At 72.0% G+C, this 19,282-nt stretch carries 2 protein-coding genes; both read left to right on the forward strand.

The window, feature by feature from the left end; all coding sequences use genetic code 11:
- On the forward strand, positions 1-8,123 hold an 8,123-nt coding region (locus GXP76_RS17265), incomplete at its 5' end, for an SDR family NAD(P)-dependent oxidoreductase (RefSeq protein ID WP_374361389.1).
- Positions 8,124-8,171: 48 nt separating this feature from the next.
- A complete protein-coding gene (locus GXP76_RS17270) occupies positions 8,172-19,076 on the forward strand; it encodes a type I polyketide synthase (protein ID WP_242572427.1) in 10,905 nt (3,634 codons plus the stop codon).
- Positions 19,077-19,282: the final 206 nt, after the last annotated feature.

Raw genomic sequence — 19,282 nt, forward strand, 5'->3', positions numbered from 1 at the left:
CCGCCGCAGTCAGCCGTGCCGGCGGGCGGGCCGTGGAGGTCACCGTCCCAGTCGATGTCACGCAGGAGGAGTTGTCCCGTCGGCTGACCGAGGCGTGCGGGGACGGTTCTCCGCCGGCCGGAGTGCTCTCCTTGCTTGCTGTGGCGGACTGTTCGGGAACGGACGTCCTGCCGGACCGGCTGCCCCCTACGGTGACCGACACCGTCACCCTGATCCGTGCTTTGGGCGACGCCGCTGTCGACGCTCCTCTGTGGTGTCTGACCCGAGGCGCCGTCAGCACGGGGGAGGACGACCCGACTGATCAACCCGCCGCCGCGCTGGTGTGGGGCATGGGCCGGGTGGCAGCCCTTGAACAGCCGGGCCGCTGGGGCGGATTGATCGACCTGCCTGCGGCGCCGGACGAGAACTCCTACGATCAGGTCTGCCGCGTCGTCACCGGCACCGACGGCGAAGACCAGGTCGCGATTCGTCCGGCAGGTGTGTTCGGGCGCCGGATACGCAGAGCAGACGCCGTTACCGAGACCACGACGCCCTGGCAGCTTCGAGGCACTGCTCTGATCACCGGTGGTACGGGCGCCCTCGGCGGGCACATCGCCAGGTGGCTGGTCGGGCAGGGCATCGAGCACGTCGTACTGCTGGGACGCCGTGGCCCGGATGCCCCGCAGGCCGCCGCGCTGCGCGACGAACTCACAGCCGCCGGGGCGCGCGTCACCATCGCCGCCTGCGACGTGGCGGACCGCGAGCAGCTCCACGACGTCATCCAGCAGGTTCGGGCCGAAGGGGCGGAGATTCGGGTCGTGGTCCACGCCGCCGGCCTGGGCTGGACCGGTGCCCTGACGGAGATGCCGCCCGAGGAGTTCCGGCAGACCATGGCGGCGAAGGCGCTCGGTGCGCTCCACCTCGACGCACTACTCGGCCGGGCGGACCTCGACGCGTTCGTACTGTTCTCCTCGATCGCGGGAATCTGGGGAAGCGGCGGCCAGGCGGCGTACGCGGCGGCCAACGCCTTCCTCGACGCGCTTGCCCGGCACCGCCGGGACCGAGGGCTGACCGCCACCTCGGTGGCCTGGGGTGCCTGGGCCGGGGACGGTATGGCGGAAGGCGACGCCGCCGTACAGCTCAGCCGCCGTGGCATCACCACGATGCCGGCCGACAGGGCGGTGACCGCGCTGGAGCAGGTCCTCAACAGCGGCGAGACGACGGCCACCGTCGCCGATGTCGACTGGAACCGCTTCGCGCCGACGTACCTGACGGTCCGGGGCAACCGGCTGTTCGACGAGATACCTGAGGTCCAGGAGGCGCTCGTCGCCGAGCAGGGCGACAGCGAGGAGAGCAGTGGTGACTCCGAGCTGATCGGTCGACTGCGGTTGCTCGACGACACCGAACAGCGTCGGGAACTCCTCGACGTGATCCGTACTGCTGCCGCCAAGGTGCTCGGTCACGCCGGCGCGGCGGACATCCGCGAGGACCGGGCGTTCCGCGACCTCGGCTTCGACTCCCTGACGGCTGTCGAACTGCGCGACCACCTGCACAGCGCGACCGGGCTGCGTCTGCCCGCCACGCTGCTCTTCGACCACCCCACCCCGCGGGTGCTCACCGAACACCTGCGGACGGTGACGTTCGACCGGCACAACCCCGCCGCGCCTGCGCTGCCCGCGCCGGCCGCGCCGGTCGACGACGACCCGATCGCCATCGTAGGGATGAGCTGTCGGTTCCCGGGCGAGACGCTTTCGCCGGAGGACCTCTGGCGCCTGGTCGCCACCGGCCAGGACACGATCACGGACTTCCCGACGAATCGGGGCTGGGACCTGTCGGCACTGTTCGACGACGACCCGGACCACCCCGGAACCAGTTACGCGAGGACAGGCAGTTTCCTCCACGATGCCGACGAGTTCGATGCCGAGTTCTTCGGGATCAGTCCGCGTGAGGCGTTGGCGATGGATCCGCAGCAGCGGTTGTTGCTGGAGGTGGCCTGGGAGGCGTTGGAGCGGGCGGGGATCGAGCCGGAGTCGTTGCGGACGAGTCCGGCCGGCGTCTTCGTCGGCACGAACGGCCAGGACTACGTATCCCTGTTGGGCGACGCCGGGCTGGTCGCCGAGGGGTATCTGGCGACCGGGAATGCGGCGAGTGTGGTGTCGGGTCGGCTGGCGTATGTGTTCGGTCTTGAGGGTCCGGCGGTGACGGTGGACACGGCGTGTTCGTCGTCGTTGGTTGCGTTGCATCTTGCGGCGCAGGCGTTGCGTTCGGGTGAGTGCTCGATGGCGCTTGCGGGTGGTGTGACGGTGATGTCGACGCCGGGTGCGTTTGTGGAGTTCAGCAGGCAGCGGGGTCTTGCGGCTGATGGTCGGTGCAAGCCCTTCGCGGCCGGAGCCGATGGGACGGGGTGGGGTGAGGGTGTCGGCCTGCTGTTGTTGGAGCGGTTGTCGGACGCGGAGGCGAACGGCCATCGGGTTCTTGCCGTGGTTCGTGGTTCGGCGGTGAATCAGGATGGTGCGTCGAACGGGTTGACGGCGCCGAACGGTCCGTCGCAGCAGCGGGTGATCCGGCAGGCGCTCAGCAATGCCGGCTTGTCTGTCGGTGATGTGGATGTCGTGGAGGCCCATGGGACGGGTACGACGTTGGGTGATCCGATCGAGGCCCAGGCGTTGTTGGCGACGTATGGGCAGGATCGGCCCGAGGGGCGTCCGTTGTGGCTGGGTTCGGTGAAGTCGAACATCGGTCATACGCAGGCGGCTGCGGGTGTGGCGGGTGTGATCAAGATGGTGATGGCGATGCGCCATGGGCATCTGCCAGAGACGTTGCATGTGGATGAGCCGTCGCCCCATGTGGACTGGTCTGCGGGTGAGGTGCGTCTTCTGACGGAATCAGTGCCTTGGCAGCGTGAGGGGCGTGTGCGGCGTGCGGCTGTGTCGTCGTTCGGTGTCAGTGGCACCAACGCGCACGTGATCCTGGAAGAGCCGCCCGCCCTCGAAGAGGTGCCTGTCGTGGAGGCGGAGCCCGCGGGGGTGGTGCCGTGGGTGGTATCGGGTCGGGGTGATGCGGGTTTGCGTGGTCAGGCTGCGCGTCTGGCCGAGTTTGTGCGTGGCGATGAGGGTGTGGATGTTGGGGGTGTGGCCGGAGGGTTGGTGGGTCGGGCTCGGTTGGAGTCGCGTGGTGTGGTGATCGGTTCTGGCGTTGAGGAGCTGCTGGCGGGGTTGGATGTGCTTGCGGTTGGTGGGTCGGCGGATGGGGTGGTGTCGGGGTCGCCGGTGGGTGGGAAGACGGGTGTGTTGTTCACGGGACAGGGGTCTCAGTTCGCCGGTATGGGCGCTCAGCTTTACGAACGCTTTGGGGTGTTTGCGGGTGTGGTGGATGAGGTGTGTGCGGTGGCGGACGGGTTGTTGCCGGAGCCGTTGCGGCCGGTGATCTTCGGTGAGGATGGCCGAGGTGAGCTGGTGGGGGAGACGGTCTTCGCGCAGGTGGGTCTTCTTGCGCTGGAGGTCGGGTTGTGGCGGGTGCTGGTCGAGTCGGGTGTCCGTGCCGATGTTCTGGTGGGGCATTCGGTCGGTGAGATCAGTGCGGCTGTGGCTGCCGGTGTGCTGAGTCTCGAAGATGCGGTGCGTCTTGCGTGTGCGCGGGGTGGGTTGATGCAGAAGCTGGCCGGGGGTGGGGTGATGGCGTCCGTAGCCGCCCCGGTCGGTGAGGTGCGGGAACGTGTCGAAGGTGTTGCCGGGGTGTGGGTGGCTGCGGTCAACGCCCCGGAGTCCGTCGTGCTTGCCGGTGAGTCGGATGCCGTCGGCGCCGTGGTGGAGGAGTTGACAGCGGAGGGTGTGCGGTGCCGGTGGTTGCCAGTGAGTCACGCCTTCCACACCCCGTTGATGGACCCGGTCCTCGAGGATTTCGCCACGGCGCTCGGGGACTTGTCCTTCGCTCCTGCGCAGATCCCTGTGGTCTCCACCGTGTCGGGGGAACTGGCGGGTGCCGACTTCGGGAGTGCGGCGTACTGGGTGGAGCATGCTCGGCGGCCGGTGCAGTTCGCCGACGCGGTCGAGGTGGCGCGTGAGTTGGGTGTGCGGGTGTGGGCGGAGGTCGGACCGCAGCCTGCCTTGTCGGCGGCGATGCCCGAGATCAGCGGCGAGGTGATCACGGCGTTCATGTGGCGTGATCGCGACCAGGTGACCGGTGTGCTGACGGGCCTCGCCCGGCTCCATGCCCACGGAGTGGAGGTGGACTGGCAGAAGTTGGTCCCCTCGGTGCGGCCGGCGGAGGTGCCGACGTACGCGTTCCAGCGCCGCCGCTACTGGGCTGCGCCCGGGGCGTCCGGGAGTTCTCTGTCCGGGGCGGGTCTTGCTGCTGCCGGGCACAAGCTGCTTGGTGCGCAGGTGTCGTTGGCCGGTGGTGGTGTGGTGCTGACGGGGCGGTTGTCGGTGTCGGCGCATCCGTGGCTCGCTGATCACGCGGTGTCGGGTGTGGTCGTACTGCCGGGAACGGCATTTGTCGATCTTGCGGTGCATGCCGGTGGCCAGGTCGGATGCCCGCGAGTTGAGGAGCTGACTTTGCAGGCGCCGTTGGTGCTTGTTGAGGGCGGGCCTGGTGTGGCGGTTCAGGTCGTGGTCGACGAGCCCGAGGCGAGCGGCGACCATGGTCGGCGTGCGGTGAGTGTGTTCTCCCGTGCGGACATGAACGACGACGGGGAGTGGGTGCGGCACGGCTCCGGTTTCCTGACCACGAGCGGCGGCCCGGCCGACTCTGCGGATACCGCGTGGGTGTGGCCTCCGGCCGGTGACCCGGTCCCGGCAGAGGAGGTCTACGCGGGGCTGGTGGACGCCGGGTTCGACTACGGGCCGGTGTTCCGGGGCCTGCGGAAGGTCTGGATCGACGGCGAAGACGTGTACGCCGAGGTCGAACTCCCCGACGACCCGGCCGGGTTCGCACTCCACCCGGCTCTCCTCGATGCCGCCCTCCACGCCCTGGCCGCCACCAAGACCACGGAGAAGGACGAGGGCGGAATGCCCTTCGCTTTCACCGGCGTACAGGTCCACACCACAGGCGCACGCACCCTCCACGTCCGACTGCGCCGCCAAGAGCCCGACGGCGTCAGCCTGGAGGCCGTCGATGCCGCCGGTGCCCCCGTGGCTTCCATCGACTCGCTGGTGTTCCGGCCGGTCAGCCACGCCGACCTCGCCGGGCCGGGGGCGTCCGCCGGGGACCTGCTGCATCTGCGATGGGCTCCGGTCCCCGACGCGTCCCCGGCCGACGCGCAGGCCGGTGAATACGTCGTCGCCGTACCCGACATCGCGACGGTGGCCGAGGCACTCTCTGCGGCATCCTCCGCGCCGGACTCCCCTGCCCTGCCCGCAGCCGTTCCCGGCTTCGCCGCCGAGCCGCGCTGGGTGGTGCTGCCCTGCCGTAGCACCGAGGACGGGGCGGTCCCCGGACGGGCACGCGCACTGAGCGTGTGGGTGCTCCAACAGGTGCAAGCCTTCCTCGACGCGCCCGAGATGGCCGGCCGGCGGCTGGTCGTGCTGACCCGGGGCGCGGTGGCGGCCGACGAGAGTGACCGTGGTGTCGACGTGTCCGCGGCCGGGGTCTGGGGGCTGGTGCGGTCGGCCCAGTCGGAGCACCCGGACCGGCTGATCCTGCTGGATGTCGACACGGAGGTGGACGAGACCGAGTGGCCCGCCCTGCTGTCGGCTGTCTCCGCCGCTCCGCTGCCCCAGTTCGTCCGGCGTGGCGGGAAGCTGCTGGCACCGCGCCTTGAACCGACCGGAGACGACGGTGACTTGACCGTTCCCGCTCAGGACCGGTGGCGGCTGACGGCCGGCTCGGGCGGAACTCTGGAAGAGCTGGCCCTGGTGCCGCAACTGCCGGCGGCCACAGGTGAACCGCTCGCCGCCGGCCTGATCCGAGTATCCGTACGCGCGGCCGGGCTCAACTTCCGTGACGTACTCATCGCGTTGGGCATGTACCCCGGCGCTGCCGCAATCGGCGGCGAGGGCGCGGGCGTTGTCACCGAGGTCGGCCCGGATGTCACCGGACTGGCCGTCGGGGACCGGGTGATGGGGCTGATGCCCGACTCGTTCGCCGACACCACGGTGGCCGATGCCCGCATGGTGGTCCGCATGCCCGCGGGCTGGACGTTCCAAGAGGCGGCTTCCGTGCCCATCGCCTTCCTCACCGCCCGCTACGCCCTTGGGGATCTGGCCGGTCTGCGGGCGGGGGAGCGGGTGTTGGTTCACGCGGGTGCGGGTGGGGTGGGGATGGCGGCGATTCAGCTTGCGCGGCATGTGGGGGCTGAGGTGTTCGCGACGGCGCATCCTTCCAAGTGGGGGACGTTGCGGGGTCTTGGTGTGGCGGACGATCACATGGCGTCTTCTCGTGATCTGGACTTCCGTGAGCGTTTCGCGGCGGTGACGGACGGTGCGGGGATGGATGTGGTGCTGAACTCGCTGGCCGGTGAGTTCGTGGACGCGTCGCTCGAACTGCTGCCGCGTGGTGGCCGGTTCATCGAGATGGGCAAGACCGACGTCCGCGCCGAAGGCGACGTGCCGGACGACGTGACGTACCGGACCTTCGACCTCTCCGACCCGGAGCCGGAGCGGATCGGCGCCATGCTGGCCGAGCTTCTGACGATGTTCCGCGACGGCGCCTTGTGCCTTCTCCCGCTCACCGCATGGGACGTGCGCAGGGCCCCGGCCGCGTTCGGCCACGTCCGGATGGCCCGGCACACCGGCAAGGTCGTACTCGGTGTCCCCGCACCGCTCGACCCGGACGGCACGGTGCTGATCACCGGCGGCACCGGAACACTGGGCGCGCTCGTCGCCGAGCATCTGGTGACCGAGCACGGCGTACGGCACCTGCTGCTCGTCGGCCGGCGCGGCCCACAGGCAGCGGGCGCGAACGAACTCGTCCGATGTCTGCGGGAGTTCGGCGCCGACGTCAGCGTCGTGGCGGCCGATCTCGCCCGGCGCGAGGAGGTCGCGGCCGTCCTCGCGCGCGTCCCTCAGGAGCATCCGCTGACCGGTGTGGTCCACGCGGCGGGCATCGCCGACGACGGGGTGCTCGACTCGCTGACGCCCGACCGCGTCGAGCGGGTGATGGCCGCCAAGGCCGACGCGGCATGGCACCTGCACGAGTTGACCCGCGACGCGGACCTGGCGATGTTCACCCTCTTCTCGTCCGCCTCCGGAGTGCTCGGATCTCCGGGCCAGGCGAACTACGCGGCGGCGAACACCTTCCTGGACGGCCTGGCCGAACACCGATGGGCGCAGGGGCTGCCGGCGCAGTCGCTGTCTTGGGGGCTGTGGGCCCGGCGCAGTGCCATCAGCGGTCACCTCACCGATGCCGACCTGGGCAGGGTGGCCCGGTCCGGGATGGTGCCGCTGAGCGACGATCACGGGCTGCGCCTGCTGGATGAGGCCCGCGATCGCGGCGGGCGCGCGCACGTCGTACCGCTGCTGCTCGCACCGGGGCACCGGCACACCCACCCGCTGCTGGCACATCTGGGCGGATCGGGCCGCTCGGCGCGGACCGCGGCACGGAGCAACGGCGGAGTGCGCACACCGTCCGAGCCGCTGACCGAACGGCTGCGCGGACTGTCGGCCGAGGACCAGCGGCGGATGCTTCTTGGCCTGGTCCGGGAGCACGCCGCAGCGGTCCTCGGGCATGAGTCCACGGACGTCATCGGCGAGCGGAAGCCGTTCAAGGAACTGGGGTTCGACTCGCTCACCGGTGTCGAGGTGCGCAACCGGCTCGGTGCCACGACCGGGGTGTCGCTGCGCGCCACCGTGGTGTTCGACTTCCCGACGCCCGCCGCGCTCGCCGACCACCTGTGGGAGGCGCTCCGGCCGGACGACGGCTCGGGAACGCCCCCGATCATCGCCGACCTCGCCCGTCTGGAGGCCGCGTTGGGGCAGGCGTCCGAGTCCGCCGATCTGCACGAGGAGATCACCGCCCGCTTGGAGGATCTCCTCTGGAACTGGCGGGACATGGCCGGAGCCCGGTCGGTCGCGGACCGGGCCGGGGCCGGTGACACGGATACGGACACGGACGACAGCGACAACGAGGACGACGACGTCGATCTGGACGCTGCCACCGACGACGAGATGTTCGACCTGATCGACGAAGAGCTCGGCAGGCACTGACCTGACGTGCACGACCGCCTGCCCGCCGCGCGCTAGGAGTGATTCCTGATGTCAGACGAACAGAAACTGCGGGAGTACCTGAAGAAGGTCACGGCCGACCTGCGGCAGACCCGCAGGCGACTGGAGGAGGCGCGGTCCGCCGAGCCCGACCCGATCGCCATCATCGGGATGAGCTGCCGCTTCCCCGGCGGCGTGGAGTCACCCGAGGGGCTGTGGGAACTCGTCGACGGCGAACGGGACGCGATCACCCCGTTCCCGCAGGACCGTGGCTGGGACGTGGACGGTCTCTACGACCCGGACCCGGAGCGCACCGGCACCTCGTACGCCCGTGCGGGCGGGTTCCTCGCGGACGCGGGCGGATTCGATGCCGAGTTCTTCGGGATCAGCCCGCGTGAGGCCCTGGCGATGGACCCCCAGCAGCGGCAGTTGCTCGAACTGTCCTGGGAGCTGTTCGAGGACGCGGGCATCGACCCGTCCTCGGTGGCCGGGCGGCCGGTCGGTACGTTCGTCGGCACCTCCACCTCCGGATACGGGATCACCCTGGCCGAGACGCCGCCCGGCGTGGAGGGGTATCTGCTGACGGGCAGCGCTGCGGCCGTTGCGTCCGGGCGGATCGCGTACAGCCTCGGCCTGGAGGGCCCGGCGGTCACGATCGACACCGCGTGTTCGTCGTCACTCGTCGCGATGCACTTGGCCGCGCAGGCGCTGCGGTCCGGCGAGTGCGCCCTCGTCGTGGCCGGCGGTGCCACCGTCATGTCCAGTCCGGGCACATTCGTGGAGTTCAGCCGGCAGCGTGGGCTGTCGCCCGACGGGCTGTGCAAGCCGTTCGCGGCGGCAGCGGACGGCACAGGCTGGGGCGAGGGCGTCGGCCTGGTGCTGCTGGAGAGGTTGTCGGACGCGGTGGCGAACGGTCATCAGGTTCTCGCCGTCATGCGCGGATCGGCCGTCAACCAGGACGGTGCGTCGAATGGGTTGACGGCGCCGAACGGTCCTTCGCAGCAGCGGGTGATCCGGCAGGCACTGCGCAACGCCAGGGTCTCCGCCAAGCAGGTGGACGTCGTGGAAGCCCACGGCACCGGAACCACCTTGGGCGATCCGATCGAGGCCCAGGCGCTCTTGGAGACGTACGGGCAGGGCCGGCCGGAGGGCCGTCCGCTGTGGCTGGGATCGGTCAAGTCCAACATCGGTCATACGCAGGCCGCTGCGGGTGTGGCCGGCGTGATCAAGATGGTGATGGCGATGCGTCATGGCCGTCTGCCCGAAACGCTGCACGTGGATGAGCCGTCGCCGCACGTGGACTGGTCCGTCGGCGATGTGCGCCTGTTGACCAAGTCGGTGCCGTGGATGAACGAAGGACGCGTGCGGCGCGCGGCTGTGTCCTCGTTCGGGGTCAGTGGCACGAACGCGCACGTCATTCTCGAAGAGCCGCCCGCTGTACGGCCGAAGGCCCTCCCGCCGGTGGAGGACGGCCCGGTGGCGTGGGTGCTCTCCGGGCGGGGCGAGGCGGGCCTGCGCGGTCAGGCGGCCCGGCTCGCCGAATTCGTGCGGGAGCGGCGGGCCACGGGGCCGGTGGACCGCGGCTGGCTCGCGGGCGTTGCCGCCGGGCTGGTCGGTCGCGCTGCTCTGGAGGATCGGGCGGTGGTGGTGGGTTCGGATGTGGGTGAGTTGTTGGCGGGGTTGGATGTTTTGGCTGCTGGTGGGCGGTCGTCGTTGAGGGTGGTGGGTGATGCGGGTGTGGTGTTTGTGTTCCCGGGTCAGGGTGGTCAGTGGGCGGGGATGGGTGCGGAGTTGTTGGAGCGATCTCCCGTTTTCGCGGAGTCGATCGGTGAGTGTGAGCGGGCGTTGACACCCTTCGTGGGCTGGTCGTTGAGGGAGGTTCTGTCGGGTTCGGAGCGTGAGTGGCTGGGCCGGGTGGATGTGGTGCAGCCGGTGTTGTGGGCGGTGATGGTGTCGCTCGCGCGGGTGTGGCGTGCGGCGGGGGTGGTCCCGGACGCCGTGGTCGGGCATTCGCAGGGCGAGATCGCGGCTGCGGTCGTGGCCGGGCGGTTGAGTGTTGAGGACGGTGCACGGGTCGTCGCGCTGCGGTCGGCTGCGTTGCGTGAGCTGGCGGGCCGGGGTGCGATGGCGTCGGTGGCCTTGGACCCTCAGGAGGCGGAGAAGTATCTGTCGTCGTCGGTGTCGGTGGCGGCGGTGAACGCTCCGGGGCAGATCGTGGTGAGCGGCCCTCCGGAGGAGGTCGCGGAGCTGTGTGAGCGGTTGGACGCGGAGGGGGTGCGGGCGCGTCGGATCGAGGTGGATTACGCGTCGCATCACGCGCAGGTGGAGGCGGTCGAGGAGCGGCTGCGCGCGGAGCTGGCCGGTGTCGTTGATCTGGGTGGTCAGGGGCCGAAGCCGGTCTCGACCGTGACCGGACTGGAGGCGGAGCCGGGCGAGTTGGGGGCCGGTTACTGGTACCGCAACCTCCGGGAGCCGGTCCTCTTCGAGTCGGCTGTCCGCGCCCTAAATACTCAGGGCCATGGCCTGTTCATCGAAGTGGGTCCGCATCCCGTCCTCGGGCTCGCGCTGTCGACGGTCCTTGCCGACAGCGACGGACGCGTGCTGCACACCCTGCGCCGGGACCAGCCCGACGAGGCGCAGATGCTCCGGAGCCTGGGTGAGGCGTGGTCGGCTGGTCTGCCGGTGGCCTGGGGCGAGTTGCTGCCTGCCGCGGAGCCGGTCGCGCTGCCGTCGTACGCCTTCCAACGCCGGCGCTACTGGCTCGCTCCACCGGCGAGTGCCCAGCAGAGCGCTGTCGGCCGGTACCGGATCGGCTGGAAGCCGCTCACCGACCCGGAACGTACCGAGTCGCCCCGGATCACCGACTGGCTGCTGGTCTGTCAGGAGGACCAGGCCCGGTCCTCCGAAGTAGCCGCGCTCGTCGCCGCGTTGGCGGGAGAAGGTGGCTCGACGCGGGTCGTCGCCGTTCCCTCGGAGATCTCGGAGATCTCGGAGACTTCAGGGGTCTCGGGGGCCTCAGGAACCTCGGGGACCGCCGACCCGGCCGACCTGACTCGCGTCCTGAGCGAAGCCGTCGTCCCGGACCGCCCGGCCGGGGTGGTCTCACTGCTGGACGGGGAGGCAGCGGTCGACCTGCTGCGCGCCGTGGCTTCGGCGCCCTGGCCGCACGTTCGTCTCTGGCAGCTGACCTCCGGCGCCGTGGGTGTGGGCGGCGGTGATGTCGTCACGGACGCCGTACAGGCACAACTGTGGGGCTGGGGACGGTGCTTCGCCCTGGAGCACCCGGACAACTGGGGCGGGCTGATCGATCTGCCGGTCTACGCGGGCGACGACGCCATGGCCCGTGCGGCGGTATGGCTCGCCCGGGAAGGCGGCGAGGACCAGGTGGCCGTCCGCGCCGACGGCGCCTTCGGCCGCAGGCTGCTGCCCGTGACCGGCGAGCCGGGCGACTCGGGAGCGGCCGAGTGGCCCGGGGCCGGAACGGTGGTCGTCACCGGCTGCGGCGAAGGACCCGGCAGCCACCTTGCCCGCTGGGTGGCCGCTCGCGGCGCCGACCGGCTCGTCCTGGTCGGCGACGGCGCGGCGGACCTGTGCGCGGAGCTGACCGATTCGGGCACGCCGACCGTCGCCCTCACGGGCGACCTCACCGACCCGGTGGCAGTGCGCACGCTGCTCCAAGAGGCCGCCGGCGAAGCGCCGTTGGCCGCCGTCGTGCACGCCGCGGGCACGATCGAGCTGGCGCCGGTACGGCAGAGCGATCCCGCTCACGCCGCCCGCGTGCTGGGCGAACGGTGTGCCGGCGCCGAAGCCCTGACCGAGGTTCTGCGCACCGACCACCCGGACACGAGGTTGGTCCTGATCTCGTCGGTCGCGGGCGTCTGGGGCGGCGGTGCGCACGGCGCGCTCGCCGCCGCGGGCGCGTACCTCGACGCCTTGGCCGAACGGGAACGCGAGGCCGGTCGGCCGGTCACCGCCGTCGCCGTCAGCCCGTGGGACGGCGAGCCCGAGCTGGTCGGCCTCCTGCGCAGGCAAGGGGTGCCGGTGACCGACCCCGGCGTGGCTCTGGCCGCCCTGCCCGGCCTGCTGGCCCTGGACGAACCGGCCGTCGTGCTCGCCCGGGTGCGGTGGGACCGTTTCGTCCCGACGTTCACCGCCGCGGGACCCCGGCCGCTGATCGGGGACCTCCCGGAGGTACGACGGGTCCTGGACGCCGATACCGCCGCCGTCGAGACCGCCTCGGACGCCGACGCCGACCTCGGCCCGGACGCCGTACGCACATCCAAGCTGGCTCGGGCGCTGGCCGCCGCCGCACCGGCCGAGCACGACCGGATCGTTCTCGAAGAGGTACAGGCCGTCACCGCGGCTGTGCTCGGCTACACCAGGCCGGACGAGGTCGGCGAGGTCAAGGCATTCCGGGAACTGGGCATGGATTCGGTGACCGGAGTCGAGCTGCGGAACCGGCTGTCGGCGGCGACCGGTGTACGGCTCCCCGCCACGCTGATCTTCGACTACCCCAGCCCGGCGGCTGTGACCGGCTTCCTGCGCCGGGAGTTGACACCCGGTCAGGCGGAAGCCGAGGATGCGGCGGTGGCCGACACCCTGTGGGGCCGGTCGGCCGCCGACGAACCCATCGCCATCATCGGGATGAGCTGCCGCTTCCCCGGCCGTGTCGCGTCCCCCGAGGACCTGTGGCAGGTGGTCGCGGACGGCGTCGACGTCATCACGCCGTTTCCCGCCGACCGGGGCTGGGACGTGCCCGGTCTCTACGACGAGGATCCGGACCGGGCCGGAACGGTGTACGCGCGCAGCGGCGGGTTTCTGCACGACGCCGCCGAGTTCGACGCGGGATTCTTCGAGATCAGTCCCCGCGAGGCGATCGCCATGGATCCGCAGCAGCGGTTGCTCCTGGAGACCTCCTGGGAGGCGTTCGAGCAGGCCGGTATCGCCCCGGAGTCGGTGCGCGGCAGCGATACGGGCGTGTTCGTCGGCACCAACGGACAGGACTACGCGTCACTGCTGTTCTCCGGCGGCGACGGGCTGGAGGGCTACCTCGGCACCGGCAACGCGGCGAGCGTCGTGTCCGGCCGAGTCGCCTACGCCTTCGGGCTGGAGGGCCCGGCCGTCTCCGTCGACACAGCCTGCTCGTCCTCCCTGGTGGCGACGCACTGGGCCGCGCGGGCCCTGCGCCAGGGTGAGTGCTCGATGGCGCTGACCGGTGGCGTCACCGTGATGGCGACACCCGGCTCGCTGCTGACCTTCGCCCGGCAGCGCGGCCTTGCCGCCGACGGTCGGTGCAAGGCGTTCTCGGCCCGGGCGGACGGCATGGGTATGGCCGAGGGCGTCGGTGTGCTCCTGCTGGAGCGGCTCTCCGACGCGCGGCGCAACGGGCACCGGGTGCTGGCGGTGATTCGCGGCTCCGCCGTCAACCAGGACGGCGCCAGCAACGGCCTCACCGCTCCGAACGGCCCGTCGCAGCAACGGGTGATAGGCGCGGCGCTGCGTGACGCCGGGCTCGGCGCGGCCGATGTCGACGCCGTCGAGGCGCACGGCACGGGCACTCAGCTCGGCGACCCGATCGAGGCGCAGGCGCTTCAGGCCGCCTACGGCCGGGATCGTCCCGTCGACCGTCCCCTGTGGCTGGGGTCGCTGAAGTCCAACATCGGGCACACCCAGGCCGCCGCCGGTGTGGCAGGCATGATCAAGATGGTGATGGCGCTGGGCCGGGAGTCGCTGCCCCGCACGCTGCACGTCGACGAGCCGTCCTCACACGTGGACTGGTCGAAGGGCCCGCTCCGGCTGCTCACCGAGCCGCTGCCATGGCAGCGCGCCGACCGTCCGCGCCGGGCCGGGGTCTCGTCGTTCGGGATGAGTGGCACGAACGCGCACATCATCCTGGAAGAGGCCCCCGCGCCCGAGGCACAAGCCACCGAGGCCCCCGCGCCCGACGAGCCCGCACCGGACGCGCCCCTCGCCGAGGAGCCCGTGGCCGGCCGGGACCGGCTGTCCGTCGTACCGCCGTGGGTGCTGTCCGCCAAGTCCGAGTCCGCGCTGCGCGACCAAGCCGGCCGGCTTCGGCGCCGGCTGCGCGGTGAACCGGACCTGGACGTGGTCGACGTCGGCCACGCGCTGGCGACCGGGCGAACGGTCTTCACCCACCGCGCCGTCCTCCGGGGCGCCGGCCGTGACGAGCTGATCGCGGGCCTGGACGCGGTGGCCGCCGGGCAGGAGTCCTCCCACGCCGTCCGCGGCCGGGCCGACGCCGACGAGCGCCCGGTGTTCGTCTTCCCCGGCCAGGGCTCGCAGTGGGACGGCATGGCCGTACGGCTGCTGGACACCTCACCGGTGTTCCGCGACAGCATCGAGGCATGCGCGTCGGCGCTCGCACCTCATTTGGACTGGTCGCTGCCGGACGTGCTCCGCGGAGCGGCCGGTGCGCCTCCGCTGGACCGGGTGGACGTGGTGCAGCCGGCGCTGTTCGCGATGATGGTGTCGCTGGCGGAGCTGTGGCGCGCGCACGGCGTCCGCCCGGCCGCCGTGATCGGTCACAGCCAGGGCGAGATCGCCGCCGCGTACGTGGCGGGCGCGCTGTCCCTCCCGGACGCCGCGTCGGTGGTGGCGCACCGCAGCCGGATGCTCGCCGATCTGCAGGACAGCGGCGGTATGGCGTCGGTCGCCGCGCCGGTCTCCTGGGTACGCGACCGACTGGCTTCGTGGGGCGGCGAGTTGGAGGTCGCGGCGGTCAACGGTCCGCGTTCGGTGGTGGTGACCGGGCCCGTACCGGATCTGGTCCGGATGGAGAAGGACTGCGCCGCCGACGGTGTCCGGGTACGGCGCGTCCCGGTCCGGTTCGCCTCGCACTCGCGGCAGATGGAGGCGCTGCGCGAACCGCTGCTCGCCCGGCTGGACGGTCTGTCGCCGCGCCCGGCCACGGTGCCGTTCATCTCGACGGTGACCGGCGAGCGGGTCGAGACCTCCGCCCTCGACGCCGCGTACTGGTACCGCAACCTGCGGCTCACCGTCCGACTGGACGACGCGGTCGGTCATCTGCTCGGTCAGGGGCACCGCGCCTTCGCCGAGATGAGCCCGCACCCGGTCCTCACCGCCGGTGTGCTCGACACCGCAGAGGAGGCCGGTGTCGACGCGGTCGCGGTCGGCACGCTCCGCCGGGACGAGGGCGGGCTCGACCGGTTCCTCGCGTCGCTCGGCGAGGCACACGTCCGCGGCGTGCGGGTCGACTGGCGTCCTGCCTTCGCCCGGCACGAGGTACGGCCGGTGGAGCTGCCGACGTACGCGTTCCAGCGGCAGCGGTACTGGATCCCGGCCGCGCCACCCGGTGTCGGGGACGTCGCGGCGGCCGGGGTGGAGCCGGCGGACCATCCGCTGCTTGGCGCGGAGGTCGCTCTGGCGGACACGGACGAACTGCTCCTCACCGGCAGTCTCCGTACCCTCGCGCTGCCCTGGCTGACGGATCATCAGGTCGCCGGTGTGACACTGCTGCCCGGGACCGCCTTCGTCGACCTCGCGCTCCGGGCCGGTGAGCGCTGCGGGTACCCGGTCGTGGAGGAGCTCACCCTCCAAGCACCGCTGGTCGTCCCGGAGGACGAGAGTCCGCGCGTCCAGGTCCGGGTCGGTCCGCCCGATCCGACGGGGCGCCGTGAGATCCGCGTCCACTCCCGTGCGGGCGAGGGGGCGAACGACTCCGGCTGGACGCGCCACGCGACCGGCACCCTGACCACCACCACCACCACCACCACCGCCACCGGTACCGGCACCGCTTCCACCACCGCATGCCCTCCGGTCGCCGAGGAGGAAGGGACCGCGTGGCCGCCGGCCGGCGCGACCGCCGTCGACATCAGCGGTGGCTACGACCGGCTGGCCGGACTCGGCTACGGCTACGGGCCGGCGTTCCGCGGTGTCCGCGAGGTCTGGCGGCGCGGCGACGAGATCTTCGCCGACGTGCGACTGCCGGACCAACTCGCGCCCGAGGCACAGAGGTTCGCACTGCACCCCGCCCTGCTGGACGCGGGCCTGCAGACGGTCGGTCTGGCCGCGACCGCCCCCGACGCGAAGGAACCGGACGCCCCCGACCCGAAGGGACCGGACTCCCGAGACCCGAAGGAAGCGGACCCCGTCGATACGAGGAAACCCGGCGGCGACAAACCCGGCGGCGACGAGGAGGGCATCCGGCTGCCGTTCGCATGGACCGGGCTGACCCTGCACCGCGTCGGCGCGCGCGCCCTGCGCGTGCGGTTGACTCCGGCCGGGAACGGCGGCGTCGCCGTCACCGCCACCGACGAGACCGGCGCGCCGGTCCTGTCCGCCCGCTCCCTGGAATTCCGCCCGGTGTCCACCCGGGGGCTGCGGCTCTCCGGCGGTGGCCTGTTCCGGCTGGACTGGCGGGAGAGGGCCGGCCGGGCGGAGAATCCGCCCGGGACCGGTGCCTGGGCGGTCGTGGGCGCCGGCTCGGGGGAGTTGCGCGCGCTGCTGGCCACCGGGGGAGCCGACGCCACGGCCTTCCCCGATCTGGACGCGCTGCTGAACGCCCAGGATCACGGCGCCGGGACGCCCTCTGTCGTCCTGCTCGCACCGGAGCCCGCGGGCCCGGGTGCGCACGACGTAGCGAGGCCCACCACCGACGACGTCCACGATCTGACGACACGTCATCTGACCTCGCTGCGCACGTGGTTGAGCGAGGAACGGTGGGCGGCCACCCGTCTGGTGGTGACCACCAGGGGCGCGAACGCCCTCGACCCGGCCGCGGCGGCGGTGTGGGGACTCGTCCGTTCCGCGCAGGCCGAGCACCCCGGCCGGTTCACCCTGCTCGACCTGGACGCCGAAGCCGTACCCCACGCGGTCGTCGAGGCTGTCGCGGGCGGCGCTTCCCAACTCGTCGTGCGCGCCGGGGCGGTCCTCGAACCCGCGCTCGTCCGTCTTCCCGCACCGGCGGAGCCGCCCGCCCCGCTCACCGGGACCGTCCTCGTCACCGGCGGCACCGGCACACTCGGCGCGCACGTGGCCCGGCACCTCGCCGCCGCGCACGACGTACGGCATCTGCTGTTGGTCAGCCGCAGCGGCGAGGCGGCCCCCGGCGCGCCCGAACTCCGTGCCGACCTGGACGCCCTCGGCTGCGAAGCCACGTTCGCGGCGTGCGACACCGCCGACCGGGACGCCCTGCGCCGGGTCCTGGACGGCATCCCGGCGGACCGGCCGTTGAGCGCGGTGATCCACGCGGCCGGTGTCCTCGACGACGCCGTCACCACATCGATGACTCCGGAACAGCTCGGCCGGGTGCTGCGTTCGAAGGCCGACGGCGCGATCCATCTGCACGAGCTGACCCGCGACCGGCCCCTGGCCGCCTTCGTACTGTTCTCCTCGGCGGCGGCGGTGCTGGGGAGCCCGGGACAGGGCAACTACGCCGCGGCGAACGCCCTTCTGGACGGACTGGCCCGGTACCGGCACGCCGCCGGACTGCCCGCGCTGTCCATCGCCTGGGGCCTGTGGGGGCAGCGCACCGGGATGACGGCCCATCTGTCGGAGGCCGACATGCACCGGATGACCCGCGCCGGTCTGGCCCCGCTGGACACCGAGGGGGGACTGGCGCTGCTGGACGCCGCGCTCGCCACGCCCGACGCGGCGGTCTTCGGCGCCAGGGTGGACCTGGCGACCCTGCGCGCCGGGGCCGCCGATCCCACGATCCCGCCGCTGCTCCGCAGTCTGGTGCGGGTTCCCGGCCAGGCACCGAGCGGCCCGGAACAGCCGGAGGCGACGGTACGGCGCGAACTCGCCGGCCGGGAGCCGGCCGAGCGCCGGCAGGTGCTGCTGAACCTGGTGCGCACCGCCACGGCCGCCGTACTCCGCCACGCCGACGCGGCGCAGATCCCGCCGGACGGCCCGTTCGGTGAGCTCGGTTTCGACTCGCTCACCGCCGTCGAACTGCGCAACCGGCTTCAGGCATCGACCGAACTGCGCCTGCCCGCGACCCTCGTCTTCGACCACGAGACACCGCTCGCCCTGGCGGCGCACCTGGACGTGGAACTGGCGGCCGAGCCGGACCCCGCGCCCGGTGCCGCCCCCTTTTCCGAGTCCGGGGCCGAACTCCGGTCCGTACCCGCGACCGCGGCGCCGGACGGCATCGAGTCGCTGTACCGGGCGGCCTGCCGGCAGGGGAAGATCCACGAGGCCATGGACCTGCTCGGCGCGGCGTCCCGGCTCCGGGAGCAGTTCACCGACCCGGCCGCCCTGGACGCCCCGCCCCGGCCGGTCCGGCTGGCGCGCGGTTCCGGGGAGCCGGTCGTGGTCTGCCTGTCGACGATCACGGCCCTGTCCGGTGTCTATCAGTACGCCCGGTTCGGCGCGGCCCTCCAGCGGCGCCGCGAGGCGTGGTTCGTGCCGGTTCCCGGATTCACCGCGGACGAGCCGGTGCCGGCCGACATGGACGCCATCGTCGATCTGCACGCCGACATCGCGCTGGAGTGCGCCGGGGGCAGGCCGTTCGCCCTCGTCGGGCACTCGGCGGGTGGCTGGCTGGCGCACAGTGTGACGAGTCGGCTGGAGTACCGGGGGACGCCGCCGGTGGGCTCGGTGCTGATCGACACCTACCTGCCGGGCAGTACCGCCTTCACCGAAGTGCAGGACGCGCTGACCGGCATGATGTTCGACAACGAGTCCATGGTCGGGCGGCTCGACAGTGCCCGGCTGACCGCGATGGGCGCCTACCTGAGGCTGTTCGACGGCTGGAAGCCCGAGGCGGTCGGCACGCCGACGCTGTTCCTGCGGGCGGCCGAGCCGGTGACCGACACCGTCTCCGGTGACGGGTGGCGCCTGACGTGGCCGTTGCCGAACACCACACAGGAGTCGGCGGGCAACCACTTCTCCATGATGCAGTCGGGAGCCACCGAGGCCGCCGAAGCCGTCGACACCTGGCTACGCGATCTGCCCCGGCCAAGCGGCAGTTGAGTCCGCGGCCACCGGACCCCGGGCGTGACGCGGTCCATTCCCCGCGTCACGCCCGCCGGTTCGGCCCCTGGGCCGAAGGCGTGGCCCCGTGCACCGACCACTCTCGTGGACCCGCGAACGGCGGCCGGCCCTCCCGCATCCCGAAGTCCGCCGCCTCCCAGGTGAGTTCGGGGGTACGGAAACGACTTCGGGAACGGGAGGGCCGG

Source organism: Streptomyces sp. NP-1717, from assembly GCF_022695985.1.
Classification (GTDB): Bacteria; Actinomycetota; Actinomycetes; order Streptomycetales; family Streptomycetaceae; genus Streptomyces.